Here is a 24,736-nt window from a genome sequence, read left to right on the forward strand (position 1 = left end):
AACCGGCGCCCCGCCGGGCTGCCGCCTGCCTCTCTCACCTCACCCATCACCATTCGCGGGCGTGGCCAGGCAGAACGTGGTGTTCCAGGCCGCGGGCCAGAGTCCTTCTCATCCAGCCCTTTGTGCCTGATGGCGCCCCCCTCAAGAGATCGAGCCCTCGGGTGAACCGGAGGAATGACACGGTGGAGATAGAGCTGCGGATCAATGGATCCGCCCGAAGAATGGACGTCTCACCGCAGGTGAGCCTGCTCGACGCGCTGCGTGAGTATCTGGGCCTGACTGGTACGAAGAAGGGCTGCGACCAGGGTGCGTGCGGTGCGTGCACGGTGCTGGTCGACGGGCGGCGGATCAACGCGTGCCTCGCGTTGGCGGTGCAGTACCAGGGCCGTGAGATCACGACGATCGAAGGGGTCGACCACCCGTTGCAGGCGGCGTTCGTGCGCACGGACGGGTTCCAGTGCGGCTACTGCACGCCGGGCCAGATCTGCTCGGCGATCGGCATGCTCGCCGAGCACAAGGACGGCGCGCCCAGCGCGGCGACCGAGCATCTCGCCGACAGTGGCGGGGAGTTGGACGAGGCGGAGATCCGGGAGCGGATGAGCGGCAACCTGTGCCGCTGCGGCGCCTACAACGGCATCGTCTCGGCGATCAAGGAGGTCGCGAAGTGAAGTCGTTCTCCTACCTCAGCGCCCCGGACACGGCCACAGCGCTGCGCACCATCGCCGGCGGCGAGGACGTGAAGTTCCTCGCGGGCGGCACGAACCTCGTCGACCTCATGCGCGAGGGCATCGAACAACCGGCGACGGTCATGGACATCACCCGCCTGCCCCTGACCGGGATCGAGGAGCTGCCCGACGGAGGAATCCGCGTCGGGGCGCTGGTGACCAACAGCCAACTCGCCGCGGACCCACTGATCCGCACCCGCTATCCCGTGCTGGCGCAGGCCATCCTGCTCGGGGCCTCCGCCCAGTTGCGGAACATGGCGACCGTCGGAGGCAACCTCCTCCAGCGCACCCGCTGCATGTACTTCTACGACGAGACCTCCGCCTGCAACAAACGAGCACCCGGCAGTGGTTGCGACGCGATCGGCGGGTTCTCCCGCGGCAGCGCGGTCCTCGGGGCGTCCGAGCACTGCAATGCGACGCACCCCTCGGACATGGCGGTGGCGCTTGTGATGCTCGACGCGGTCATCGAGGCGGAGAGCGTGCGCGGCATCCGGCGCATCCCGGTCGCCGAGTTCCACCGGCTGCCCGGCGACACACCCCACATCGAGTCGGTGCTCGCCGCCGACGAGCTGATCACGGCCGTCGAGCTGCCCCCGGTGCCGGTCGCGGCGCACTCGCGCTACCGCAAGGTCCGCGACCGCGCGTCCTACGCCTTCGCCCTCGTCTCCGTCGCCGCCGCGCTCGCCGTCGAGGACGGCGTGGTCACCGAGGCCCGGCTCGCGATGGGCGGAGTCGGCACCAAACCCTGGCGCGCCACCGAAGCCGAACGCGCACTCCTCGGACGCCCGGCGACCGAGGAAGCCTTCCGGCAGGCGGCGGAGGCTGAACTCGCCGCCGCGGAAGGCGGGCCGCAGAACGCCTTCAAGATCGAACTCGCGCAGCGCACGATCGTGGCGACCCTGCGAAGGCTCCTGACCGACGGGAGCGCCGCCTGATGCGGAACTCAAGGGCAGTCCTTGTGAAGAACACCATCCCCGCCCGGCTCGGGAGACTCCCGCGTCAGGAACGACTGGTCCGTAAGGAAGAAGGCAGGGCGGCATGACCACGATCGGACAACCGCTCGACCGCGTCGACGGTGGAGTCAAGACGACCGGCGCCGCGAAGTTCGCCGCCGAGCACTCCTATCCCGGCCTCACGCACGCCGTACTCGTGCACGCCACCATCAGCCGCGGCCGCATCACCGCCCTGCACACCGACAAGGCGAGCGCGGTGCCGGGCGTGATCGCCGTCATCACCCACCTCAACGCGCCTCCCATGAAACCGGCGCCGAAGGCCGGAACGTTCAACTTCACCATGTTGTTCTCCGGGACGTCGGTGAACTACCTGCAGAGCGACGAGGTGCTCTGGGAGGGGCAGCCGATCGCGGTGGTCGTCGCGGAGACCTCCGCCGCCGCCAGGGAGGCCGCCGCGCTGGTGCGCGCCGAGTACGCCGTCGCCAAGTCCTCGGTGGACTTCGAGGGGTCCGAACAGGACGCACAGCCGCAAACGAACAACTCGTTCTTCCCCCGGGGGGCGAAGAGGGGCGACGCGGAGGCCGCGCTGGCCACCGCGCAGGTGTCGCTGGACCTGCGGTACACCACCCCGCCGCACAGCCACAACGCGCTGGAGCTGCATGCCACCACCGCCGTCTGGGACGGCGACCGGCTGACCGTCCACGACGCGACGCAGTCGATCGACTGGTTCCGCACCCACCTCGCGCTGCGGTTCGGAGTCCCCAGGACGAACGTACGGGTGCTGGCGCCCTTCGTCGGCGGCGCCTTCGGCGGCAAGTTCGCGATGTGGCCCGGCACGATCCTCGCGGTGCTGGCAGCGCGGGCGACCAACAGGCCGGTGCGGCTGGTGCTGTCGCGGGAGGCGGTCTACCGCACGGTGGGCGGACGCACCCCGTCCATCCAGCGGTTCGCGCTGGGAGCGGACCGCGACGGCAGGCTGACCTCGCTGCTGCACACCAGCATCACCCGCGCCAGCGGGATCGGCGGTAATTTCGAGCAGGTCACCGGTGCGTCCCAGCATCTGTACGCGGCCGAGAACATCCTCGCGCGGCACGACCGGGTCCAGCTCGACCTGCTGCCCAGCGCCTTCATGCGCGCGCCGGGCGAGGCGATCGGCACCTTCGCTCTGGAGTCCGCGATCGACGAACTGGCCTATGAGCTGGGCATGGACCCGATCGAGCTGCGCCTGCGCAACGAGACCGCCGTCGACCCGATCGACGGCAAGAAGGAGTTCTCCCACCGCAAGCTGCCGGAGCTGTACGCGCTGGGTGCGGAGCGGTTCGGCTGGCATGAGCGCAACCCCGAACCGCGCTCGACGCGCGAGGGCCGGTGGCTGGTCGGGACGGGCATGGCCACGGCGTTCCACCCGGCACTGTCGATGCCGGTCAACGTCACGGTCCGTCTGTCGGTCGACGGCGGCGTCCTGGTGCGCTGCGCCTTCCAGGAGATGGGCATGGGCGCGGCCACGGCCCAGGCCCAGATCACGGCCGACACACTGGGTGTGCCGTTCGACGCCGTCCGCGTGGAGTACGGCGATTCCGATCTGCCGATGGGGCCGGCTGCCGCTGCCTCTGTCCAGACCGCGAGCACCGCCGCCAGTGTGCTGCAGGCGTGCGAGGAGCTGAAGCAGACGCTGACGTCCATGGCCCGCAAGACCGGCGGCGACAGCTACGAGGAGATCCTCCGGCGCGCCAACGTGCCGCACGTCGAAGCCGTCATCGGATCCGAGACGCGGCTCGGCCGAATCGCCGGGCGGGCGCGGTTCCTCCCGAAATTCATGCGCGATGGCCAGCGGTTGATCAAGGCCGCGTCCGGTGTGCAGTTCTGCGAGGTGCGCGTGGATGCCGAGACCGGTGAGACGCGGGTGTCGCGTTGGGTCGGCGTGTTCGACGTCGGCAGGGTGATCAACGCGAAGACGGCGGCCAGCCAGGTGCGCGGCGGCATCGTGATGGGCCTGGGTCTGGCGATGGCCGAGGAGACCCTCGTCGACCCGCGCAACGGACGGATCATGAACCCGAGCCTGGCCGAGTACCACGTCCCCGTGCACGCCGACATCCCGCCGATCGACGTGTCCTTCCTCGACCACCCGGACCCGAACACGCCCCTCGGCATCCTCGGCGCGGGCGAGGTCGGTGTCACGGGTGTCGGCGCGGCCGTGGCGAACGCCGTGTATCACGCGACCGGCAAGCGGGTGCGGGACCTGCCGATCACGCTGGACAAGCTGCTCTGAGGCGACAGCGGCTCAATCCGTCCCACCACCAGAAAGGCATGCATGTGCTGGACATCGCCGGCGAGCTGAACCGGTGGCTCGAGGAGGGCCGCGACTTCGCCGTGGCCACGGTCGTGGCCGTCAGCGGCAGCGCGCCGCGCGGGCCGGGCGCCGCGCTCGCTGTCGACGCCGACGGCACGGCCATCGGATCGGTCTCCGGCGGCTGTGTCGAAGGCGCGGTCTACGACCTGTGCGCCCAGGCCCTCAAGCACGGCCAAGCGGTGCGCGAGCGGTTCGGCTACAGCGACGAGGACGCCTTCGCCGTGGGCCTGACCTGCGGCGGTGTCCTTGACATCCTGGTCACGCCGGTGCCCGCCGACGGACCGGGCAGGAAGGCGTTCCAGGTGGTGCTGTCTGCCGCCGCCCGGGGCGAGCCGGTGGCACTCGCCCGCGTGGTCCGTGGCCCGGCAGGGCTCCTGGGGCGGGCGCTGGCAGTCCGTCAGGACGGATCGTACGAAGGCGAACTCGGCGGACACCCGGACCTGGCCCGCGCCGTCGCCGACGAAACCCGATCCCTGCTGGGCGCCGGCCGCACCGGCACCTTCGACATCGCGGCGAGCGGAGCGAGATGGGGGTCCCCCCGGACGGAGTCTGGGGGAGGATCCCACTGCGAGCCGGACCTGAGCGTGTTCGTCGAGTCGAGCGTGCCGCCGCCGCGCATGCTTGTCTTCGGGGCGATCGACTTCGCCGCGGCGCTCGTGCGCGTGGGCAAGTTCCTCGGCTACCACGTAACGGTGTGCGACGCCCGCCCCGTCTTCGCCACCCGGATACGCTTTCCCGAGGCCGACGACATAGTGGTCGACTGGCCGCACCGCTACCTGAACCGAACCCAGATCGACGAACGCACGGTGGTGTGCATCCTCACCCACGACGCCAAGTTTGACGTACCCCTCCTGGAGACGGCCCTGCGACGGCCGGCCGCCTACATCGGCGCGATGGGCTCACGCCGCACCCACGAGGACCGCGACCGCAGGCTCCGCGAAACCGGCCTCACCGAAGCCGAACTGACCCGCCTGCACTCACCGATCGGTCTCGATCTCGGCGCCCGCACGCCCGAGGAGACCGCCCTGTCCATCGCCGCTGAGATCGTCGCCACCCGCCACGGCGGAACAGGCATGCCCCTGAGCGGTTCGCACACACCGATCCACCACCACACCGAAGCGCACCGATCCGGGTCCGCAACTCGGGTCGGGAGCTTCTGAACGCCGGCTGACATACCCCGGAACCGCGAAGGAAGGCTGGTCATGCCCCCAGCTACCCCCTCGACGTACAGCGCCATCACCCTGAACATCAACGGCGAGAAGCACACGCCTCCGTCGATCACCGCACCACTCTGCTCGACGCCTTCGGTGTTGCGGGCGGCGATGCGACGGAAGCGGATCGGCGGGCTCCTCGCCAAGAAGCACGGGTGCATCAGGAAGTTCGACTGAGCGGAGGTGCGTAGAAGTTCCGCAGACTTCAGGCACGGGCGGGCACTGCCGGGTAAGGTGGGATCTTCTTGTACTTTGTCGCAGATCCCGTGCTGGGATGGTGCTGGGATGCGCCCGCATTTCCGCAGGTCAGAGCCTTGCGGTGGAGTTCCGCTTCAACGTGTAGCGGGTGACCTGGCACCACGTCGCTGATCTCGAAAACTCACAGGTCAGAGAGGGTCCGACTCTTCGGGGTCGGGCCCTTTGCTTTTCCCGCGGGCGGATGTGCCGCCGGTCTGGAGTGGTTGGCGAAACGATCTCCGGCTCAGCCCGCTCGACGGGTTTGTGGACCGACGGCCGTCCACGCACGGGGCGCGACGGACGCCGACGGCTGAGGAGGTGTGGTGGGAGCACCACTCGAAACGGGCGGAGGGGTGGATCAAAGGTGAGAGGTGGGGGTGGGGTGGTGGCCGGACCACCATTCGGGGTGGGGAGAAGTGTGCCGGTCCACCCTCGTGCAGGTGCGGGCGGGCGGGAGAGGCTCTTGCACGAAGCCACCGGCCAAGCGGGGAGAGCGAAGTCTCATGAGCCCGAATCTCGTGCAGTTCGAGCGTCCGTCGTGCGGCCGGTCGGTTCAGGACCCGGTCGAGCGGGTGTGCCGGCCGCTGTTCGACTCGCTGCCGCGGGCCGATCAGCGGCGCAAGGCGGAGCTGTATGTGCGCGGCCTGCTGACGGTCCGTGGGCGCAAGACCATGCGGAACATCGCGGTGCAGGCGGGTGTGCCGGCCGGCGAGCAGAGTCTGCACCACTTCATCAGCTGCTCGACCTGGGACTGGCAGCCCGTGCGGAACGCGCTCGCCCTCTGCCTGGACAACGCGCTGAACCTCCAGGCGTGGGTGGTCAAGCCGATGCTGATCCCCAAGTCCGGGGTCCACACCGTGGGGGTGGAGCGCAGGTTCGACCCGCGGCTCGGGCAGATGGTCAACGCGCAGCAGGCGTTCGCCGCGTGGGCCGTATCGGAGCACGCGAGCGTGCCGGTGAACTGGGCGCTGCACCTGCCGGGCGAGACCACCTTCGCGGACTGCGCGATCCGCGCGGTGCTCGGCATCACGCGGACCCGGACGCTGCGCCGGCTGCCGGTGGTGGTGGACGCGGTTGACGGCGGCACGGAATTCGCCGTGGAGTCGCTCACCGCTGCGGGCGTGCCCTTCGTGATGGAGGTGCCTTCCGACACCCTGCTGCGGGTCTCGGACCCTCAGTTTCGCTGTGCCGCCGAGCGGATGACCGCTCGCGGGGCCATGGAGGCGGCCCGGACGCTGTGCCGGCCGGTGCGGTACGAGGACCGTGCGGACGGCTCGACGCAGCTGGGGTTCGTCGCCGCACTCCAGGTGGAGCCGGCGCTCGCCGCAGAGGCACCCGGATCCTGGCGGTCGGGTGTGGCGCGACGGCCGCTGCTGCTGATCGGCCAGTGGACGGATCCGCGGCGCAGGCCCGAGCGGTACTGGCTGACCGACCTGACGACGGCTCCGCTCGCGCTGCTGATGCGGCTCGCTCGGCTGTCGCACTCGGTCGAGACCGACGCCGTGGGCATGTCGGACCGCGTCGGCATGCGGGACTTCGAGGGGCGCTCCTTCAAGGGCTGGCACCGTCACGTGACCCTGGCGTCCGCGGCCCACGCCACCATGGCCCTCACCGCCACCGCCACCGCCACCGCCACCGCCACTGCCCTCGGCCTCGACGGGCGCCGATACCTCGTACCGGCTCAGCGGACTGCTTGACGTGAGAAGACGGAAGGCAGCCGATGGGCTGACAGGCTCGCGGGCGGTGGACGGGGACACGGTCCCACGGGGCGATGGGGCGGCCTGGTCGAGCAGGCGCGGCATCACGGCCCGGCGTGGGTCACTGGGCCGATGCCGGTGTCGGCGGGTCCTGGATCTCCTCGGTGATCAGGGAGTTGCGGGTGCGGTGGAGGCGCAGGGCGAGTTGGACCTCGAGAGCGCGGGCCGGTTCCTGCCAGTCTTCGCCGAGGAGGGAGGTGATGCGTTCCAGGCGGCGGGAGACGGTGTTGGCATGGACGTGCAGGGACTCCGCGGCGTACGTGGGACTGCTGCCGGAGGAGAAGTACGCCTCCAGGGTCTGGACGAGGTTGGTGAACCGCTGGGTGTCGTAGTCGATGACGGGGCCGATGGTGTCGGTGACGTACTGGATCACGCTGCGGTGTTCGCCCAACAGCAGGCCCAGGAAGCCGAGTTCCTTCGCGGAGGCCGTGGTGCCGCTGCTGCCGAGCGCGGTCAGGACGCCGAGGCACCGCTCGGCCTCGGTGTAGGTGGGCTCGATGTCCTCGATCCGTGTGGTCGGTCCGGCCACGCCGACCGTCACCGGGTGGCCGAGCAGCCGGGACAGTTCCTGCGAGACCTGGCGGGCGGTGGCCCCGGGGTCGTCCGAGGGCAGCAGCAGCGCGATACCGTCACCGCGCACGATCGACAGGCCGCTGAGGCGCAGGGCGTACGAGGAGGCCCAGATCACCGCGCGTCCCTGGGAGCCGCCCTCGGGGCGGATCACCACGACCGCGTGAGGGCGCTCCATGTCGATGCCCAACTTGCGGGCACGCTCGCGCAGTTGCGGAAGAGGTCGGTGCGGGCCGCTGAGCAGGGCGTCGAAGAACTCGTCGCGCACCTGGCTCTCGGCGACCGCGGTGTTCCGCTGCATCATCAGGAACACGCCGGTCGTGTCCGCCGCGAACTGCAGGAGCCGCAGATGGTCCTCCGTGGGCGGCGCGGTGGGGTGCCACAGCATGGCGCCCAGCCGCTCGGTGCTCGCGGTGGCCGAGGCCAGCCAGTCGTCGCCGGGCAGGGTCACGGGCTCCCGGGTGACCTGGGCTTCCAGCATGGCCTCGGCCACGGCCGCCTCGTCGATCCCGGGCAGTTCGGCGGAGGCGGTGACGAGCCGCCCGTCGGGTTCGAGGACCGCGACCGCACCGTCCAGCGTTTCGGCGGCCACCGCGGTCAGCGCCGCCAGATCGGTGCCCTCCAGCAGCAGGGTCACCATGCGCGCGTGAGCGTCGAGGAGGCGGCGCGCCGACGCGAGGTCCGAGCGGGCCCGGGAGTTGTACTGCTCCAGCTCCGCGATGTCCCTCCGGGCCGTGCCGAGGGCACGGGTCTTCTCGATGGCCACGATGGCGAGGTCGCCCAGGGAGGCCATCAGGGATATCTCGGCGGGGGTGAAGTGCCGGATGCTGCGGTCGGCGGCGTAGAGGACGCCGAACGTCAGGTCGCCGTGCCGCAGCGGCACGGCGACGATGGCGTGGAGGCCCTCCTCGCGGACCACCTGGTCTATGGCCGCGTGGTGTTTGACGCGTGCGTCCGCCAGATAGTCCGGGGTCCAGAAGGGGGCCCCGCCGTCCCGGGTGGCTCCCCCGAGGCCGGCACCGCCGGGCACGCGGAAACCGACGGTCAGCGCGGTGGCGTGGCCGTCGGAGGTGCGGACGAGGCTGTCGCCGGTCTCCTCGTCGTGGAAGCTGACCCACGACATGTCGAGGTTCAGCAGCAGCCGGGTTCGCCGGGCGATGACCTTCAGCAGGGCGTCGAGGTCGTACGGGAGGGTCAGGTCGCGCGCGGTGTCGACGAGCGCGGACAGGCCCGCCTCGCGCTGCTGTCGCCGAGTGAGCTGGGCACGGACGGTGGAGGCCAGGCGCAGGGCTTGGTCGAGGTGCTCGAGTTCGGTCTCGGCGGCACTGGATCGGCGGGCGGCCGTGAGCAGCTCGTCGTAGGCCGTGGTGGGCGCCTCCCGAGCGAGCAATTCGAGCACTGCTAGAACACCGGCATGGGTTGGGTCGGCGTCCAGGGCCAAGGTCGGCCTCCCGGTGGGGTCGGATGAGGCGGTCAAGATCCCCGAATTTAGGGCACTCGAACGAATGTGGTCAATCAGTAACAGTAGGTGATGGTAAAATGGATTATTGACTTCCGTATTGCCGCTCCTTTTGGCCCACTTGATTGAGATTTGGTTAAGGGGGCAGTGGTGCGGGCACCGCTGGGACAACCCAGGTGTGTCGACGGCTCACCTTCTGCCCGCCCCCCGCGCCGCCGCAGACTCCATGGCACACGGATCCCGCCGGGGTCCACGACCAGGAATCAGCGAGGCAGCCATGCAGACCGGAATCCTCACCGCGCCCGCCGTCGCCGACGCCGAGATCCGCAGCTACGAGCGCTCGTTGGCGCGCAGCTCGATGTCCCGTACACGCGGCGACCGGCCGCACGAGTTCGAACTCCGCGGCCGCACCTGGGACCTGCTCGACGACGTCTTCGCCCCCATGTACTCGCCGAGCACGGCGATCGCGCTGGACTTCCTCGGCTGGACCGAGAAGGTGCTGACCCCCAGAAGCGGTTCGATGCTGGAGATCGGCTGCGGCACGGGCGTCATCGCGGTGACCGGCGCCTTGGCCGGCTGCGAGCGGGTCGTCGCCTCCGACATCAACCGCCACGCCGTGGCCAACGCCGCGCTGAACGCCGCCCGGCACGGGGTCGCCGGCCGTGTCACGGCCATGCAGAGCGACCTGTTCGACGGGCTCGACCCCGAGGAGCGCTTCGAACTAGTCTTCTGGAGCTCCAACTACGTGCTCGCGCCCAGCGGTCACGTCTACGACTCCGTCCACGACCGCGCGTATGTCGACGCCGGCTACGCCGCGCACCGCCGCTTCCTGGCCACCGCCCGGGACCGGGTGGCGCCCGGTGGCTCGGTGCTGCTGCACTTCAGCGATCGCGGTGACGTCGCGGCCCTCGGCGCCATCGCGGACGACACCGGCTGCGAGCTGCGCACGCTGGATTCCCGTCGGATCCAGGAGGGCGAGCACCTCGTCGAGCACATGCTGCTGGAGATCGTGCCCGTCTGACGGCCGCAGAACGATACGGCCGCCGGCGAACGGCACACCGCACCCACACCCCCCCCGACGACTCGGCAGCGAGGTCTCGTGCGAACCCTTCTGGTCGACAACTACGACTCGTTCACCTACAACCTGTTCCACCAGATCGCGGAGGTCACCGGCCGCGAACCGGTGGTGTTGCGCAACGACGAGGCCGAGTGGAGCCCTGGTCTGCTCGACGACTTCGACGCGGTCGTGCTCTCCCCGGGCCCCGGTACCCCCGAACGCCGCTCGGACTTCGGCATCTGCCGGGATGTCCTGGACCACGGCGAACTCCCGCTCCTCGGCATCTGCCTGGGACACCAGGGCCTGGCTCACGCGCACGGAGGACGCGTGATACAGGCACCGGAGCCGCGCCACGGCAGGACCTCGCCCGTCTTGCACCAGGACACCGACCTGTTCGCGGGCCTCCCCTCGCCGTTCGAGGTGGTGCGCTACCACTCGCTCGCGGTCACCGACCTCCCGGCCGAGCTGGAGGCCACCGCTTGGACCCCGGACGGCGTGGTGATGGGGCTGCGCCACCGTGAACTGCCGCGCTGGGGCGTGCAGTTCCACCCCGAGTCGATCTGCACCACCTACGGACACGAGATCGTCGAGAACTTCCGGCGTCTGGTGGCCCAGCACCACGGGTGGCGGGGCGGTGCGGCCCGGAGCCGCCGGATGCCGACGGCACCGCAGAGTCGCCCGGTGCCCGGACCGGCCCGGTCCGCACCAACAGCGGGGCCGCGCCGGAGGCTGCGTGTGCTGGCCGACTTCCTCACCACGTCCTGGGACGACGAGGTGGTCTTCGACGAGCTGTTCCGATCGGGGCCACACTCCTTCTGGCTGGACAGCAGCCGCACCGACAGCGCGGGCCGCTTCTCCTACCTCGGTGACGCTTCCGGCCCGCTGGCCCGGGTGGCGACCGCCGACGTGGCCAGCGGCACGGTCGCAGTCTCGGCCGCCGACGGCAGGGCCGAGGAGCTGGTCGCCGAGCACTTCCTCGACTGGATCGACCGCGATCTGCGCTCCTGCGACATGCGCGTCCCCACGCTGCCCTTCGACTTCGCGCTCGGCTGGGTCGGCTACCTCGGCTACGAACTGAAGACCCAGTGCGGCGGCGGCCCGGGCCACCGCTCCGAACAGCCCGACGCGGCGATGGTCTTCGCGGACCGCTGTGTCGTGCTCGACCATCACACCAGGACGACGTACGTGCTCGTGCTCGCGGAGGACGGCGAGGAGGGTCCCGCCAGGGAGTGGCTGCAGGAGACCACCGAGCGGCTGCGCGCCCTGGCCGGCCGCACACTCGGCGACCCCGCCCCGCAGCAGCCGCTCACCGGACTCAGGCTGCGCCACGACCGCGACCGCTACCTCGCCCTGATCGAGGAGTGCCGGCAGGAGATCGCGGCCGGCGAGACGTACGAGGTGTGCCTGACCAACATGGCCGAGGCCGACGGCACGCCCGACCCCTGGCAGACCTACCGGACCCTGCGCCGCTCCCACCCCGCGCCCTTCGCCGCGCTGCTCCAGTTCGGTGAGCTGTCCGTGCTCAGCACCTCGCCTGAACGTTTCCTCAAGGTGGGGGCCGACGGTGTCGCCGAGTCCCGGCCCATCAAGGGCACCCGGCCGCGCGGCGCGACGGCCGCCGAGGACGCGTCCATCCGCGCGGAGCTGGCCGTGCACGAGAAGGACCGCGCCGAGAACCTGATGATCGTCGACCTGGTCCGCAACGACCTGGGCCGGTGCGCCCGAACCGGCACGGTCGAGGCCGACGACATCTTCCGCGTCGAGAGCTTTGCCACCGTCCACCAGCTGGTCAGCACCGTACGGGCGCGACTGCGGCCCGAGCTCACCGCCGTCGACTGCGTGCGCTCCGCCTTCCCCGGCGGCTCCATGACCGGGGCGCCCAAGATCCGCACCATGGAGCTCATCGACCGTCTGGAGGCCGGGCCGCGCGGGATCTATTCGGGTGCCGTCGGCTACTTCTCGCTCTCCGGCGCCGTCGACCTGAGCATTGTCATCCGCACCCTGGTCATGACACCGGGCCGCGTCCGGTACGGCGTCGGGGGTGCCATCGTGGCCCTGTCCGACCCAGCCGCCGAGTTCGAGGAGACGGCCGTCAAGGCGGCGCCCCTGCTCGGCCTGACGGATACCGGCTTCCCGGGCCGCCGACCGGAGCGGACTGCCGCACCGGAGCGGGCCGTGTGCTCCGCCGAACTCGGCGCCCGCACCCGACTCGGCGCCCGCACACCGGCGTTCGCTGCGGACTGAGCACCGGCGGGGAGCCGGCGGACCTGCCTGGGGCATCTCAGTGGTCCGTCCCTTCCAAGACGGTGGCCACCGCTTCGACCAACTCGTTCCAGGACCGCTGGTGCTCGAGCGGGGCCCGCTCCAGCAGGTCGCGCGCGGACCGCTTCCAGCTGACGCCGAGATGCGCGAGGAGCCCGAGGTCGTCCCGGGCGCTGGGTGCGCGCCCCGAGAGCGTGTCGCCCTCCAGGAGCACCGCCGTATGTGTGAGCAGATCCAGGGCCCCGGAGGTCAGGGACTGCACGGTGCCCGCCGCGACCAGGCCGCCGGTCAGTCGTGCGGCCGAGGCCCGGTCGATCGCCCACACCAGCCGTGGCGGCCGGGCCCCCGCGGCCGCCAGCCTGCGCCACCGCCGCGAGTCCAGGCACTCCTCGTACGCCGTGAACATCAGCCGGGCCAGCGCGACACCGATCCGGCGGCCGAGCGAACGGCCTGTGCCGCCGTGCGAGGCCAGCAGGGACTGCACGACGGTGTCGACCTCGGCCACCGGGACCAGCACCGCCGACCCCAGCCGGGACAGCGCCAGCCCGGCGGCCTCGGCCCGCTCCAGCCCCTGCAACAAGGCCTCCACGGCCTCCTCGTGCTGTTCCTCCGAGAAGACCGGGCCGACGGTGGCGCCGATTCCCTGGGCGAGGCAGTCGCACGCGGCGGACAGGCCCACCGGGTCGGCGGGGAACTGGATCAGCAGGTTCGGCCGGTCCACCGCCCAGCGCAGCCAGCGGGCCTCGCCGAGCGTGGCCCGGGTGTCGAGGGTGTGCACGACCGGCGCGCAGACCTGGCCCTCGGCGCCCTTGCTGCGGCGCCAGACGGGGCCGAGGGCGTCGCAGACCGCGCGCACGTCGTACGCGGTCAGTGTGCGGGCGGCCTCGTCGGCGTTCATACCGAAGGCAGCCAGCTCGCGCAGCTGTTCGCGGTAGTCCAGGCTCTCCACCGCGCGGTGCGGGCGGATCGGCGGGCAGGAGGCGCCGATGATGCCGAAGTCCCGGACGAGGACTTCGAGTTCGCCGGAGGAAAGGTGCCGGCGGTCGGTGCCGTCGAGCCAGAGGGACACACCCTCGGCGTCAAGCTGTTTCAGGGGCTCGTTGGACAGTGCCACTCTCTCGTCACCGGCCCGCCGCAGGGGGGACGGAATGTCCATGGGACCTCAATTTCCGTGGCTCCGATGGATGGTTTGCCAGGACGTTCCTGGAATCCCCGACCGTAGTGGGGGAGCAGTGGCCTTCAGGAACTCCCCATCGCATCCTTGTCAGTTGCACACGAAAAAGAAGCGGATACTGACATAGTCCGGTCCAGGCGATTGAGCCACGCTCCGGACAGGTGAGAGCATCAAAGGCTGTGCCGCCGGGGCCGCCGGCCGGTCGGCGGCCCCGATGGCGCTGCCGCTCAGGTGCCCGCTGCCAGCAGGTGCCGCTCCTGGGCCACCTGCTGCTGGTGGTAGCCGTGCTCCCGCCGCTCCCGGCCCGGCCGCACCCGCGGCGCCCGTACCAGGACCCGCTTGAGCCAGCGGTCGTTGCCGTCGTAGCGGGCGCGGAAAGCGACCCGGCCGTGCACCACGGCGTCGTTGTCGACGACGAGCAGGTCCCCCGGCTCCAGCGGCACGACGAATCCGCACTCCTCGAACGCCTCACTCAGCCGCGCGTACGCCTCGGCGAACTCCCCGTCCTCGGTCAGACGGCGGGTGTAGGAGGGGTCGTACCGGACGCAGAGCCCGCCCTCGCCGTCCCAGACGGTCGCCATGCCGATCCGTTCCTCGCGCTCGGCGTCCTCGTCCTCGTAGCTGTCGTCGGGCTCGATCACCAGCAGCGGCCGGCGCAGTTGTGCCACGGCCCCCTCCGGCAGCCGGGCGTCGCGTATCCCGGCCAGGCGGGTGCCGACGTCGTCCGGATTGCGGACGCAGGCGAGCAGCAGGAGGTCGGCCCGCTCGGGGTGGAAGCCGTCCTCGGTGTGCCAGGCCAGCGGCACCGTGCTGCTGGCGCCGACCTGCATCTCCTCGTAGCCGGGACTGGGCAGGATGTTGTGGACGATCCGGCCGTCCTGCTGGTCGGTCCAGCCGAACACCCTGCCGAGTGTCCGGGCCGCGAGTGCCAGCGCCACGTCGTGTCCGGCCGAGTCGTGCGGATCGGCGGCCGACCAGTGCGCCGGCGTCGGGCCCGGTGCGGGCAGGGCGTCGAACAGGCCGCGAACCACCCGGAATCCGCGCACGGGGCTGGGCATGCCGAGAGCCTCGCGCAGTTCACCGGCCAGCCGCTCGGGCAGCTGCCACTCGGGGCGGCCGAGCACCGTGTCGCCGAGGGCACCGGCCGCGACCCGGGAGGCTACCGCCTCGGAGAACGCCTGCCGCAGGGGCTGCGGAAGGCTGTGGACGACGATCTCGGGCATCTTGACCTCTCGACTGTGGGACGGCGGCGGCGCGGCGGGGGTGGCACACGTGCCGGGGGAGGCGGTCGGGGCGGGCGCGGAGCGGGTCACAGCGACCGCGCAACGGTCCGCAGCCGGTCCAGAGCCAGCTCCTGGTCGGCCATCAGGTGCTTGGCCCGGCTGCGCACGGGTCCCTCGGCCAGAGCGGGTTCGTCGCGAGCCATGGCCACGCCGATCCTGAGCGCACTCCAGTGGTGGGCCACCCGGTCCACGGTCCGTGCCGCCTCCAGCAGTGCGGGGGAGTCGAACTCGCGGGCCGTGGCGGCCAGATAGTCGCCGTGCACGCCGGTCATGGCGAGCACCGCCCCGGTCACGATGAACGTCTCGTCGATCACCGACTCGTCGCCCGCCGCCAGCCGGTCGCCGACCTCGTCGAGAAACCGCTGCTGGCCGGCGATCCCGGTCAGTTCGGGGCCCGGCCGGCTCTCGGTGAAGCCCTTCAGGTTGGCCTCCAGCACGCCCCGCACGAAGTCCCGGTCATGCGGCGGCACTTCGTCGCTCACGCCGACTTCCAGCCAGCGGTTGGCCAGCGGGTTGTCGGTGAAGAACAGGTCCCGGTCGTGCAGTACCGGGTTCGCCGAGTCGCGGGCGTCGGTGAACTGACCGATGGGGATGGCGCCTTGGAAGCGGGGCGGCACTGGGTCGGCGACGAGCACCAGGTCGCGCTCGTCGTCGAACCCGTAAACGGCCAGCAGATGGTTGGTGTGCACGTCGCGGTACGCGGGCCGGAACGGGAGGTGGAAGTTGTCGACGGCGGCGGCGACGGGGCTGCCGGCCAGCACCGCGGCGCGCACCTCCCGCCAGCCCGCCTCGGCGCCCTCGGGACTGTGCCAGCGCGACCACACCGGGTGGTGCGGCGCCATGCTCTCCAGCAGCCCCTCGCGATGCAGCGGGTAGAAGTACTCCTCGCGCCGCACATCCCCGGGCCGGTGGAAGAAGCCCCAGGCCGCGCCCAGGACCTGGAGGGGGTCGAGACCGTGGTGCTGGAGCAGGACGCCCATCGTGGTGTGCAGGCAGTGGCCCAGGTCGTGGCGCCAGTAGGTGATCCCGGACAGTTCCACCCTCATGCTCGTACCGTCCTTCGGGTCTCCAGGGTCATGGCGAACAGGTGCATCGCCGGGTTGTCGGGAAGCTCGACGGCGGTGACCGTGCCGGGCACGGTGACGGGGACCCGCTGGTACCAGACGGACGGCGCCATGTTGTGCTGGGAGTGGCGCGGATACATCAGGTAGCGGGTGCGGAACGCCAGCAGCTCGCCGAAGCGCTGGTCGGTCTCGGGCCAGAAGTCCGACACCCGCAGCCACTGGCGGCGTACGGACCCGTCCGCGTAGTGCAGCGTCAGCTCGTCCTCGGTGCGCCGCTCCGCCGCCGCCAGTACATGGATCCACTGGTGTTCCCCGGGCGGTACGGGTACGAGCTGGCCACGGCAGCGGAGATTGTCCAGCACGCTGCCGCTCGCGGGGGCCCGCTCGGGAAGGCGGAAGGGGGTGCCTTCCACGAGAGCCTCCGTGTCACCGCCGGGAATGCCCTCTGTGGGAAAGGTATTTCCCCATACGTTGAAACCGCCGGTGGTCGGCCAGCTCCTGGGTGTGGAAACCCCCTTTCCGTTGAAATGCCGGTCCAGCTCCACCGGAATGAATTCGGCTTCGGTCACGTGCGATCCGGCCGTGTCGACTAGGTTCGCCATGTGAACCTCCTTGACAGTGCGATAGATATCGAATTCATGGGGATCGGCGCGGGCGTCTCCGCGGACCTCGTGGAAGAGGTCGCGGCGGCCACCCGGGCCGCGTTCGCCGACGCCGACCCCCTGCCCGGACTTCCGGCGCCCGACGGGGCGTTCGAGACGGCGGCAGTGGTCCAAGCCGATCTGGCTGCCGGCGCGGGACTGTGGATCGCGTGCGATGCGAGCGGGAGGCTGCTGGGCAGCATCCGGTCGATGCCCAAGGGCCCCGGCGCCTTTGAGGTGCGCCGGCTGTGCGTCGTGCCCGCCGCCCTCGGCTCCGGGCTGGCCCGGCGCCTGGTGCGCGCCCTGGAGGCCGGCGCTCTCGCGGCCGGCGCGGACCGGGTGGTCCTCGACGCCGTCGTGGAGCGCGGCAACCCCCCGGTGTACGCCCGCTTCGGCTACCGGACCGTCCGCTATCTGCCGAACCCCGACAAGGCGCTCTCCGAGGTGACGATGGAGCGGGTGCTCGACGTGCCGCCCGCCCCTGTCGCCCAGCCGTGCCCCACAGCGACGCTCGCCGAGGGCACCGCGCTGGTGGACTGGTTCGCCACCGCCGACGGCACCGTCGTCGCCGTACCGTCCGTGCACTCCGGGACGGACGAGTTCGCCGGGCTCGCGGACCGGGCCCGCCGCGTCGGCGGGGGGACCCACCTCGGCACCGACGCTTGGAGCGGCGGCGCGGACGTGCGTCAGCAGTGGCGGGAGCTGCTCGCCGGGCACGCAGACCGGATGGACGGGGACCTGCTGGTCTTCGGCCGTCCACCGAGCGAGATCGCGCCGTACCTGATGCCCCGTACCATCGACGCCTCCGTGCTCGCTCTGTGCCGCCCGTACCCGAAAGGGCCGGTGCCCGACGGCCGGGCGCACGGCTGAGCGACGGCGACGGACGACAACGCGGCAGCCGCGCGCGCCGGACACCGCGACGCCGGCACGATCCGCCGGACAGGCCCGGGGGCCCGCACCGCGCGCCCCGTATGCCCGGCGGCGTCGGCCGCTACAGGCCCTGGTCACGGCGCCGGATCACCTCCTGAGCGGCCTCGGCGATCTGCCGAGCGGTCACCCCGGCCCGGGCGAGGAGTTCCGCCTCGACGCCCACCTCGTCGTGGAAGCCGTCTGGTACGCCGATCCGGTGTACCCGGCACGGCGCGTGCTCGGCGGTCAGCTCGCTCACCGCGCCGCCCAGGCCGCCCGCCAGGACGTGGTCCTCGACCGTGACCAGCCCCGCCGTCTCGCGGGCCGCGGCCAGCACCGCGTCGGTATCCAGCGGTTTGACGGTGTGCATGTTCAACACCCGGGCCGAGATGCCCCGATCGGCCAGCAGTCCGGCCGCCGCGACCGCCTCGGCGACCGGCAGGGGGCCGGTCGCCACGATCGTCACGTCGTCGCCCTCGCGCAGCACGTCCGCCTTGCCGATACGGAACGCGTACGGGCCGTCGTGGACCAGCGCGGTCGCCTTGCGGCCGAGCCGCAGGTACACCGGCCCGGGGAAGGCCGAGGTGTCGGCGATCGCCCGGACCGCGTACTCGGTCTCCGCCGCGTCGGCCGGCACCACCACCGTGAGGTTCGGCAGCGTCCGCATGATCGCCACGTCCTCCAGGGAGTGATGCGTCGGCCCGTAGTGCCCGGCGGAGAAACCGCCGTGGGTGCCGACGATCCGCACCGGCAGCGCGTTGCCCGCGATGTCGACCTTCACCTGCTCGCAGGCGCGGGTCGCCGCGAACGAGGCGATGGTGTTCGCGAACGGCACCAGACCGTCGGCCGCGAGGCCCGCAGACACGCCCATCAGGTTCGCCTCTGCGATGCCCACGTTCACGTACTGTCCCGGCAGTTCGGACTCGAAGGAGTCCTCCAGGCCGCCCATGTCCGTGTCCACACAGAAGATCCGTGGGTCGGACTTGGCCAGGTCGAGCAAGGTCGCCCGGTACACATCGCGGGTCGCGCCCGTGTACCGCTCCCGCCAGCCGGTCACGTCTGCCTCCTCGAACGGGCCCGCAGACCGGCCAGCGCACGCTGGTGCAGCGCCGGGCTCAGGGTCACCGAATGTGACTTCTTCTTGTTCTCGAACAGCGGGACGCCCTTGCCCTTGACGGTGTCCGCGATCACCGCGGTCGGCCGGCCGGCCCGCGCGGGCAGCGAGGTGAACACCGCGCGCAGCGCGTCCAGATCATGGCCGTCGACCTCGACCGTCTCCCAGCCGAACGCGCGCCACTTGCCGGCCAGCGGCTCCAGGCCGAGCCGTTCTTCCGTGGGCCCGGTGATCTGCAGGCGGTTGCGGTCGACGATCGCGGTGAGGTTGCCCAGACCCAGGTGGGCCCCTGCCATCGCGGCCTCCCACACCGAGCCTTCCTGCAGCTCTCCGTCGCCCATGAGCACGAAGACCCGGCTGGGCCTGCCCTGGCGGGTGGCGGCGATCGCGCTGCCCACGCCCAGCGAGAGACCGTGCCCGAGCGAACCGGTGGGGAACTCCACCCCGGGCAGCCGCCGCAGCGGATGCCCGGCCAGCCGTCCGCCGGAACGCCCGTACTCGGCGAGCTCCTCCTCCGGCAGGAAACCGCGGGCGGCGAGCACCGCGTACAGCGCGGCGCTCGCATGCCCCTTGCTGAGGATGAACCGGTCGCGCTCCGGCCAGTCGGGGTCCTCCGGGCGCAGCCGGAGCACCTCGGTGTAGAGGAGGGTCAGTACGTCGGCGCAGGACAGGCTGCCGCCGACATGGGTGCCGTCCGGGCTCGTGCCCATCTGAAGGATCCGCTCGCGTACGGCCAGGGCACGCTCGGCGGTGGTGGTGTCGGGGGACGTGAGCACCGACGCGGGGAAAGCGGCCGTGCTCATCTCATACCCCCGCCTTCTCGCGCGGCTGCCACGCGGGCCGGTGGTCGAGCCCGGCCGCCGCCGTGCACAGCACGTCCAGGTGCTCCCACACCTTCTCGAAGGCGTCCGCGATGCGTTGCAGCACCGGACCGGAGGCGGGGTTGAGGTGCCAGCGCTGGAGGGTGAGGGAGTCCTCGATGACCTCGCAGGTGACGGGGAAGTCCTCGGCGCGGTGGCCGAGTTCGCGGAACGCCGGCTGTCCCGGCAGCGGCACCACCTGGTACGGCTGCACAGGTGCCCCCTCGGCCCGCAGCGCCCGGTGCAGGATCGCGCGCAGTGCGCCGGGAGCGACCTCGGGCCGGCCCAGCGCCACCGGGTCGAACCGCAGCCGCAGGATGTGCCAGGCGTGCGTACGGTCCGACGGGGTGTAGGGCGTGACGACACCCGGCAGCCGGCCGAGCCGGTCCAGCAGCGCGTGCACGTTGCGAGTGCGGGCCTCGTGGTACTCGTCCAGCCGGGTCAACTGGGCCCGGGCGAAGGCCGCCTGGACCGCGCTGAGCTTCTCGTTGCCGGCCACGCGCCGGGAGCGGTAGTCGCGTTCGCGGGCGCCCTGCAGCCGCTCGCCGAACTGGCGGCGCAGCTCCACCTCCCGGTGCAGGTCCGCCGAGTCGGTGGTGACCAGCCCGCCCTCGCCGCAGGTGGGCAGGTTCTTCACCACGTTGAGGCTGAAGGTGGCGATGTCACCGAGGGAACCGGTGCGGGCACCCAGGTAGGTGGCGGCGTGGGACTGGGCGGCGTCCTCGACGAGCAGCAGCCCGTACCGGTCCGCGAGGGCCCGAAAGGCGGTCATGTCGGCCGGCAGCCCGTGCAGGTGCACCACCACTATCGCCCGGGTGCGCGGGGTGATCGCCGCCTCGGCGGCGGCCGGGTCCATGCAGAAGGTGACCGGGTCGATGTCCACGAACACCGGGGTCAGCGACCGCTGGACGGGACCGATCGCGCTGGCGATGAAGGTGAACGCGGGCACCAGAACCTCGGCGCCCGGCTCGATGCCCGCGGCCGCCAGCGCCAGCTCGATGGCTGCGGTGCCGTTGGACACGGCGGCGCAGTGCGCGGTGCCGACGTACTCGGCCCACTCCCGCTCCAGCAGCTGCACCTCGCCATCGGTGTTGTTGGAGGTGAACTGACCGCTGTCCAGGACCCGCAGCGCCGACTCGCGCTCCGCGTCGGTGACCACGGGCCAGCCGATCAGCGCGGGCTCCTTGTTCTCGGCCGTCAGCGTGCGGGTGCCGCCGAACATGGCGAGCCTGCTCATGGCCGTCACGCTCCGCTCATCGTGTCGGCGGCGGGCAGCCGGCCGACGCAGTCCGCGGCGTGCACGGTGACGCCGGGCCGGTCGGGCAGGCGCACGGCGAGCAGCTCATCGCGGCGGGGCACCGGGATGCGCGCGGTACGGCGGCCGTCCTCGGCGGTGCCGGTGGTGCGCATCCACTCCGGGTCGACGCCTTCGCGGTAGTGCAGCCACACCTCCTCGTCCAGCTCGGCGGCGCCGGGATGGTCCTGCGGGCCGTCCAGCCCCACCAGGAGCCGTATCCAGTCGTAGTGACCGGCCGGGACGGGCAGCAGGCCGCCGTCGCAGGGCCGGGGAGAGGTCAGCGGGATCGTGGTGACGCGGGTCGTGCGGTGGGTGCTCATCGGGATCGTCTCCTGTCGCTGCGGCCGTAGTCGGGGCGCCGGCCGTCGGGGGTGGCCGTCACGGCGTCTCGAGCCGGCGCAGCACGTAGTCGACGTAGCGGCCGACCATGCCGGTGCCGAGCGTGTCGATCGCGCCGTGGAACTCGGGCGTGTGGTTGACCTCGTTGACGAACAGCTCGCCCTGCGGACCCTCCAGCAGGTCGACCGCGAGGACGCCCTCACCGATCGCTTCCGCCGTGGCGCGCAGCAGCTTCTCCAGCTCGGGGCCGACATGGCAGACCTCGGGCCGCCCGCCGCGGGCGGTGTTGGTGCGCCAGTGATCGGAGTACTTGTAGATCGCGCCGACGACCTCGCCGCCGAAGACGTAGGCGCGGATGTCCCGGCCCGGCTTGTCGACGTACTCCTGGACGTACGTGATCCGGTACTGCGGTCCGGTCAGGGCGTCCCGGTGCTCCAGCACCGCCTCCGCCGCCTCGCGGTCCTTGAAGCGGGCGCCCAGGCGGCCCCAGGAGCCGGTGAGCGGCTTCGACACACAGGGGTAGCCGAAGTCGTCCAGCGCGCCGAGCGCGGCATCGGGGGTGAGGGCCACCAGGGTGCGCGGGGTGGGGACCCCGGCCTCCATCAGGCGCAGGGCGGTGAGCAGCTTGTCCCCGCAGGTGGAGACGATGTCGTGGCTGTTGACCACGGTCAGCCCGGCGTGCTCCAGCAGCCGGGTCGCATACAGGTTGCGGGTGTGCGAGATCTCCCGGCTCAGCGCTCCCCGGTACGGCAGGCTCAGCTCGCCCGGCCTGAACACCGCGGTGCGGGTGTCCAGCAGCCGGTACGGCACGCGCCTGCGGTCGAACTCCTCCAGCAGCCGCCTCTCCTCGACCCGGATCCGGGACTGGAGCACGACCACGGGTGCGGTCGGATCGATCATCGGGGGACCCCCGTCCTCTCGTTCTCGCCGGAGCCCGCCGGTACGCGGCCGAGGGAGTCGGCCAGGTGCCCGAGGGCGTCGGTCAGCGTGTCCACCGCGAGCCGGTACTCGCGCAGGTCGATGTGCTCCTGATCGGTGTGGTCCAGGCGGGCGTCGCCCGGTCCGTAGGCCGCGACGGGGACCCGCCAGTGCGGCGCCACGACGTTCATGTCCGACGAGCCGAGCTTGACCTTGGGCACCGGGCGCAGCCCGCGCTTCCGGATCGCCGCGGTGAGCGCCCGCACGACCGGGTCGGTACGCGGGGAGCGGACGGCGTCGGTGCGTTCCAGCACCGTGATCAGGCCGCCGTTCGTGTGCTCCCGCCGCAGCAGGTCGAGGAAGCCGTCGGTGTCGAAGCCGGGAGGGATGCGGCAGGAGATGTCGAGCGTGGCGTGCTCGATGTCGCCGCCCATGCCCACCAGGGCCGGCAGCGGCCGGTCGAACAGCGCCGCCTCCGGGTCGCGGGCCCCCAGCTCGTCGCGCAGGGCCGCCCAGAAGCCGGCCGCGACCTCGGTGGCCTTCTCCTCGGGGGTGCTGGTGTGCGCGGGCGGCCGCTCCACCTCGTAGCGCAGCCGCAGGATGCCCTTGTAGCCGAGCACCACCCCGTCCACACCGCTCGGTTCGCCGATCACCAGGGCGTCCGGCGTGTGCTCGTGGACCAGATGACGGGCGCCGCCGGACAGCGCCTCCTCCTCCACGGCACCGACCACCACCAGCCGGGCGCGGACCCCGGCGGCGACCGCGCGGGCCGCCGCCCACACCATCGTGGCCAGCGGGCCCTTGGCGTCGACCGTGCCGCGGCCGTGCAGGACCTCGCCGCGCCGCTCCACCGGCAGGTCGCCGGGGACGGTGTCGATATGCCCGAGCAGCATGATCACCGGTCCGTCCGGATCGCCGCACTCGCCGACCGCGTTGCCCGCGCCGTCCACGTACGCCGTGAAGCCGAGCACGGTCATCCGGTCGACGAGGACCCGCACCGCGGCCCGCTCGTCTCCCGACACCGAGGGCGTGCGGACCAGGTCGAGCAGCAGGGGTACGGGGTCGGGGGCGGCCGGGGCAGGGCTCGGCCGGTTCACGGCCGATTCTCCCGCGCGTTGTAGTCGACGAGCAGCATGTCCCGGACGCCCTGGCCCGTCGTCGCGGCGATCGGGGTGACCTCGTGCATGATCGCCGCGTCGATCACTACCATCCCGTCCAGCGGGTCGGTCAGCGTCAGCCGGGTGTCCGGCAGGCCCTCCCGGTACACGATCGACTCGCCGCCGGTGCAGTCGCGCCGGTTCATCAGGTGCATGCCGATGTAGTCGTGCCCGTCGCGGTGCCGGCCCTCGGGGGTCGGCAGGCCCGGGGTCTCGCCCGCGACCGTCCGCACCATGTGCAGGCCGATCTCCCACTCCCGGCGGTCGTCGCCGGCTGCGATGAGCCGCAGGTCGTCGGCGAGCAGCCGGTGCAGCACCGGATGCAGCAGGTGCTCGGGGGCGATCGGCTCGAACAGCCGGGCCCGGCCCATGTGGATCGGGATGTGCTCGGCCGACTGCTGGAACGCGGTGTGCGGCAGCGGCGTGAACTCCGCCCCGTCGGCCGTCGTCACACCCCATACGCGGCCGTAGCGCCGAAAGCGGTACGTGTTGCCGCCGGTGAGGTTCTCGTCCAGCACCAGGTCGTCCCAGAGCGCCTGGAACGAGGCCAGCTCCGCCGCCGGAGTCCCGTCGCCGGGCCGCTTGCCGCGCAGCACCGCGTAGCCCTCCCGGAACAGCCGGGGGCCGAGGTCGCCGGATTCCCCGTCGCTCGGTGCGGTAAGGGGTGTGCTGGTCAGCGGTGTGGTGGTCATGAAGGTGTTCTCCATTCGGCTGCCCGCAGGAGCGGGCGGGATCGCGGGTCTTGAGTTCGGGAGGCGGTCCTCACCGGGCGAGCGCGGGGGCGTCGGGGGATGCAGGGCCGTCCCCGACGGCGTCCGTCTCCGCGCCGGCACCGAGCCGGGCGGCGAGCTGCTCCACGGTGTGGTTGCCGAGCAGGAACGGCAGGGGGACCGGGGACCCGGTGTCCGAGAGCAGCTGGCAGACCTGGATCGCGCGCAGGGAGTCCCCGCCCACGTCGTAGAAGTCGTCCTGGACGCCGAGGTCGCGTACGCCGAGCACCTCGGACCAGATCTCGGCGACCACGAACTCCTCCGCGGTGCGCGGCGCCACCTTCGGCAGCCCCCCGGTCTGTCCGCCGGGCGCGGGCAGCCGCTTGCGGTCGACCTTGCCGTTGGGCAGCTGGGGCAGCTCGGGCAGGTGCGTGAGGTGGGCCGGGACCATGGCCGCGGGCAGACGGTTCCGCAGATGGGCGCGCAGATCCGGGGCGGCGGGCGGTTCGGCGCCGTCCGGGGCGGTGTAGTACGCGGCCAGGTGTGTCGTGCCGTCGGCGGAGACGTGGACCGTGGTGATGGCGTGCAGCACGTCGGGGTGGGTTTGGAGGGCGGTGTCGATTTCGGCGGGTTCGATGCGTTGGCCGCGGATTTTGATCTGGTGGTCGAGGCGGCCGAGGTAGTCGAGG

Annotated in this window: 21 protein-coding genes and 1 pseudogene; 9 read left to right on the plus strand and 13 right to left on the minus strand. The window is 71.7% G+C overall.

The genetic code is table 11. The annotated features are described in order from the left end of the window. Window positions 1-182 precede the first annotated feature (182 nt). The 6 genes and pseudogenes from ACIBK5_RS36340 to ACIBK5_RS36365 all read left to right on the plus strand — a co-directional run bounded on the left by ACIBK5_RS36340 (window position 183) and on the right by ACIBK5_RS36365 (window position 7,173). The gene (locus ACIBK5_RS36340; RefSeq protein WP_399026531.1) at window positions 183-668 is read left to right on the plus strand and encodes a (2Fe-2S)-binding protein; all 486 of its coding nucleotides are present in this window, start codon (window positions 183-185) and stop codon (window positions 666-668) included. After that, window positions 665-1,660 carry an FAD binding domain-containing protein gene (locus ACIBK5_RS36345; protein WP_399026533.1) on the plus strand — a complete coding sequence of 332 codons (996 nt, stop codon included), beginning with the start codon at window positions 665-667 and terminating at the stop codon, window positions 1,658-1,660. The genes ACIBK5_RS36340 and ACIBK5_RS36345 overlap by 4 nt, the downstream gene beginning before the upstream one ends. Window positions 1,661-1,763: 103 nt before the next feature. Beyond that, the gene (locus tag ACIBK5_RS36350; protein ID WP_399026535.1) at window positions 1,764-3,947 is read left to right on the plus strand and encodes a xanthine dehydrogenase family protein molybdopterin-binding subunit; all 2,184 of its coding nucleotides are present in this window, start codon (window positions 1,764-1,766) and stop codon (window positions 3,945-3,947) included. Window positions 3,948-3,991: 44 nt separating this feature from the next. Beyond that, complete coding sequence (locus ACIBK5_RS36355; protein WP_399026577.1) at window positions 3,992-5,188, plus strand: XdhC family protein; 1,197 nt, start codon at window positions 3,992-3,994, stop codon at window positions 5,186-5,188. Window positions 5,189-5,230: 42 nt separating this feature from the next. Next, a pseudogene (locus tag ACIBK5_RS36360) lies at window positions 5,231-5,331 on the plus strand ((2Fe-2S)-binding protein); the annotation flags it as partial. A gap of 648 nt (window positions 5,332-5,979) precedes the next feature. Further along, window positions 5,980-7,173: an IS701 family transposase gene (locus ACIBK5_RS36365; protein WP_399026537.1), complete on the plus strand. Its 1,194-nt coding sequence runs from the start codon at window positions 5,980-5,982 to the stop codon at window positions 7,171-7,173. Window positions 7,174-7,294: 121 nt separating this feature from the next. Here ACIBK5_RS36365 and ACIBK5_RS36370 read toward each other — a convergent pair whose 3' ends face one another. After that, the gene (locus tag ACIBK5_RS36370) at window positions 7,295-9,202 is read right to left on the minus strand and encodes a helix-turn-helix domain-containing protein (RefSeq protein WP_399026539.1); all 1,908 of its coding nucleotides are present in this window, start codon (window positions 9,200-9,202) and stop codon (window positions 7,295-7,297) included. A 337-nt stretch (window positions 9,203-9,539) separates the two neighbouring features. On the opposite strand from ACIBK5_RS36370, the gene ACIBK5_RS36375 reads away from it, so the two are divergent. Together ACIBK5_RS36375 and pabB are read left to right on the plus strand one after the other, a co-directional pair. Then, window positions 9,540-10,283, plus strand: coding sequence for a methyltransferase (locus tag ACIBK5_RS36375; protein WP_399026541.1), 744 nt, complete (start codon window positions 9,540-9,542; stop codon window positions 10,281-10,283). A 78-nt stretch (window positions 10,284-10,361) separates the two neighbouring features. Then, window positions 10,362-12,563, plus strand: coding sequence for an aminodeoxychorismate synthase component I (pabB, locus tag ACIBK5_RS36380; protein WP_399026542.1), 2,202 nt, complete (start codon window positions 10,362-10,364; stop codon window positions 12,561-12,563). A gap of 37 nt (window positions 12,564-12,600) precedes the next feature. Here the strand turns inward: pabB and ACIBK5_RS36385 are convergent, their stop codons facing one another. The 4 genes from ACIBK5_RS36385 to ACIBK5_RS36400 all read right to left on the minus strand — a co-directional run bounded on the left by ACIBK5_RS36385 (window position 12,601) and on the right by ACIBK5_RS36400 (window position 16,515). Continuing rightward, the gene (locus tag ACIBK5_RS36385) at window positions 12,601-13,737 is read right to left on the minus strand and encodes a transaldolase family protein (protein ID WP_399026544.1); all 1,137 of its coding nucleotides are present in this window, start codon (window positions 13,735-13,737) and stop codon (window positions 12,601-12,603) included. A 245-nt stretch (window positions 13,738-13,982) separates the two neighbouring features. Beyond that, window positions 13,983-14,978, minus strand: coding sequence for a TauD/TfdA family dioxygenase (locus tag ACIBK5_RS36390; protein ID WP_399026546.1), 996 nt, complete (start codon window positions 14,976-14,978; stop codon window positions 13,983-13,985). Window positions 14,979-15,064: 86 nt separating this feature from the next. Beyond that, window positions 15,065-16,084, minus strand: a complete 1,020-nt coding sequence (locus tag ACIBK5_RS36395; protein WP_399026548.1) for a BtrH N-terminal domain-containing protein — start codon at window positions 16,082-16,084, stop codon at window positions 15,065-15,067. Next, window positions 16,081-16,515: a hypothetical protein gene (locus ACIBK5_RS36400; protein ID WP_399026550.1), complete on the minus strand. Its 435-nt coding sequence runs from the start codon at window positions 16,513-16,515 to the stop codon at window positions 16,081-16,083. The genes ACIBK5_RS36395 and ACIBK5_RS36400 overlap by 4 nt, the downstream gene beginning before the upstream one ends. A gap of 225 nt (window positions 16,516-16,740) precedes the next feature. On the opposite strand from ACIBK5_RS36400, the gene ACIBK5_RS36405 reads away from it, so the two are divergent. Further along, window positions 16,741-17,613, plus strand: a complete 873-nt coding sequence (locus ACIBK5_RS36405; RefSeq protein WP_399026551.1) for a GNAT family N-acetyltransferase — start codon at window positions 16,741-16,743, stop codon at window positions 17,611-17,613. A gap of 121 nt (window positions 17,614-17,734) precedes the next feature. On the opposite strand, the gene ACIBK5_RS36410 is transcribed toward ACIBK5_RS36405, so the two are convergent. From ACIBK5_RS36410 to ACIBK5_RS36445, 8 genes are all read right to left on the minus strand, one after another. Continuing rightward, window positions 17,735-18,709, minus strand: a complete 975-nt coding sequence (locus tag ACIBK5_RS36410; RefSeq protein ID WP_399026553.1) for a transketolase family protein — start codon at window positions 18,707-18,709, stop codon at window positions 17,735-17,737. Then, window positions 18,706-19,569 carry a transketolase gene (locus ACIBK5_RS36415; protein WP_399026555.1) on the minus strand — a complete coding sequence of 288 codons (864 nt, stop codon included), beginning with the start codon at window positions 19,567-19,569 and terminating at the stop codon, window positions 18,706-18,708. The genes ACIBK5_RS36410 and ACIBK5_RS36415 overlap by 4 nt, the downstream gene beginning before the upstream one ends. 1 nt (window position 19,570) lies before the next feature. Continuing rightward, window positions 19,571-20,863: a DegT/DnrJ/EryC1/StrS family aminotransferase gene (locus tag ACIBK5_RS36420; protein WP_399026557.1), complete on the minus strand. Its 1,293-nt coding sequence runs from the start codon at window positions 20,861-20,863 to the stop codon at window positions 19,571-19,573. 5 nt (window positions 20,864-20,868) lie between these two features. Then, a complete protein-coding gene (locus tag ACIBK5_RS36425; RefSeq protein WP_399026559.1) occupies window positions 20,869-21,243 on the minus strand; it encodes a hypothetical protein in 375 nt (124 codons plus the stop codon). A 58-nt stretch (window positions 21,244-21,301) separates the two neighbouring features. Next, the gene (gene lysX / locus ACIBK5_RS36430) at window positions 21,302-22,162 is read right to left on the minus strand and encodes a lysine biosynthesis protein LysX (protein WP_399026561.1); all 861 of its coding nucleotides are present in this window, start codon (window positions 22,160-22,162) and stop codon (window positions 21,302-21,304) included. After that, entirely contained in the window at window positions 22,159-23,277 is a 1,119-nt protein-coding gene (locus ACIBK5_RS36435) for a [LysW]-lysine hydrolase (protein WP_399026563.1), read from the minus strand. The genes lysX and ACIBK5_RS36435 overlap by 4 nt, the downstream gene beginning before the upstream one ends. Continuing rightward, window positions 23,274-24,029: a 2OG-Fe dioxygenase family protein gene (locus ACIBK5_RS36440; protein WP_399026565.1), complete on the minus strand. Its 756-nt coding sequence runs from the start codon at window positions 24,027-24,029 to the stop codon at window positions 23,274-23,276. The genes ACIBK5_RS36435 and ACIBK5_RS36440 overlap by 4 nt, the downstream gene beginning before the upstream one ends. 70 nt (window positions 24,030-24,099) lie before the next feature. Next, window positions 24,100-24,736: phosphopantetheine-binding protein (locus ACIBK5_RS36445; RefSeq protein ID WP_399026567.1), on the minus strand; the 637-nt coding region annotated here is incomplete at its 5' end.

Origin of the sequence: Streptomyces sp. NPDC050546, assembly GCF_044457425.1 — a bacterium.
Classification (GTDB): domain Bacteria; phylum Actinomycetota; class Actinomycetes; order Streptomycetales; family Streptomycetaceae; genus Streptomyces.

Coding starts and splice junctions, on each gene's coding strand:
- ACIBK5_RS36350 (WP_399026535.1), top strand. CDS start 1,764: ATGACCACGATCGGACAACCGCTCGACCGCGTCGACGGTGGAGTCAAG.
- ACIBK5_RS36365 (WP_399026537.1), top strand. CDS start 5,980: ATGAGCCCGAATCTCGTGCAGTTCGAGCGTCCGTCGTGCGGCCGGTCG.
- ACIBK5_RS36375 (WP_399026541.1), top strand. CDS start 9,540: ATGCAGACCGGAATCCTCACCGCGCCCGCCGTCGCCGACGCCGAGATC.
- ACIBK5_RS36385 (WP_399026544.1), bottom strand. CDS start 13,737: ATGGACATTCCGTCCCCCCTGCGGCGGGCCGGTGACGAGAGAGTGGCA.
- ACIBK5_RS36390 (WP_399026546.1), bottom strand. CDS start 14,978: ATGCCCGAGATCGTCGTCCACAGCCTTCCGCAGCCCCTGCGGCAGGCG.
- ACIBK5_RS36395 (WP_399026548.1), bottom strand. CDS start 16,084: ATGAGGGTGGAACTGTCCGGGATCACCTACTGGCGCCACGACCTGGGC.
- ACIBK5_RS36405 (WP_399026551.1), top strand. CDS start 16,741: ATGGGGATCGGCGCGGGCGTCTCCGCGGACCTCGTGGAAGAGGTCGCG.
- ACIBK5_RS36415 (WP_399026555.1), bottom strand. CDS start 19,569: ATGAGCACGGCCGCTTTCCCCGCGTCGGTGCTCACGTCCCCCGACACC.
- ACIBK5_RS36420 (WP_399026557.1), bottom strand. CDS start 20,863: ATGAGCAGGCTCGCCATGTTCGGCGGCACCCGCACGCTGACGGCCGAG.
- ACIBK5_RS36425 (WP_399026559.1), bottom strand. CDS start 21,243: ATGAGCACCCACCGCACGACCCGCGTCACCACGATCCCGCTGACCTCT.
- lysX (WP_399026561.1), bottom strand. CDS start 22,162: ATGATCGATCCGACCGCACCCGTGGTCGTGCTCCAGTCCCGGATCCGG.
- ACIBK5_RS36440 (WP_399026565.1), bottom strand. CDS start 24,029: ATGACCACCACACCGCTGACCAGCACACCCCTTACCGCACCGAGCGAC.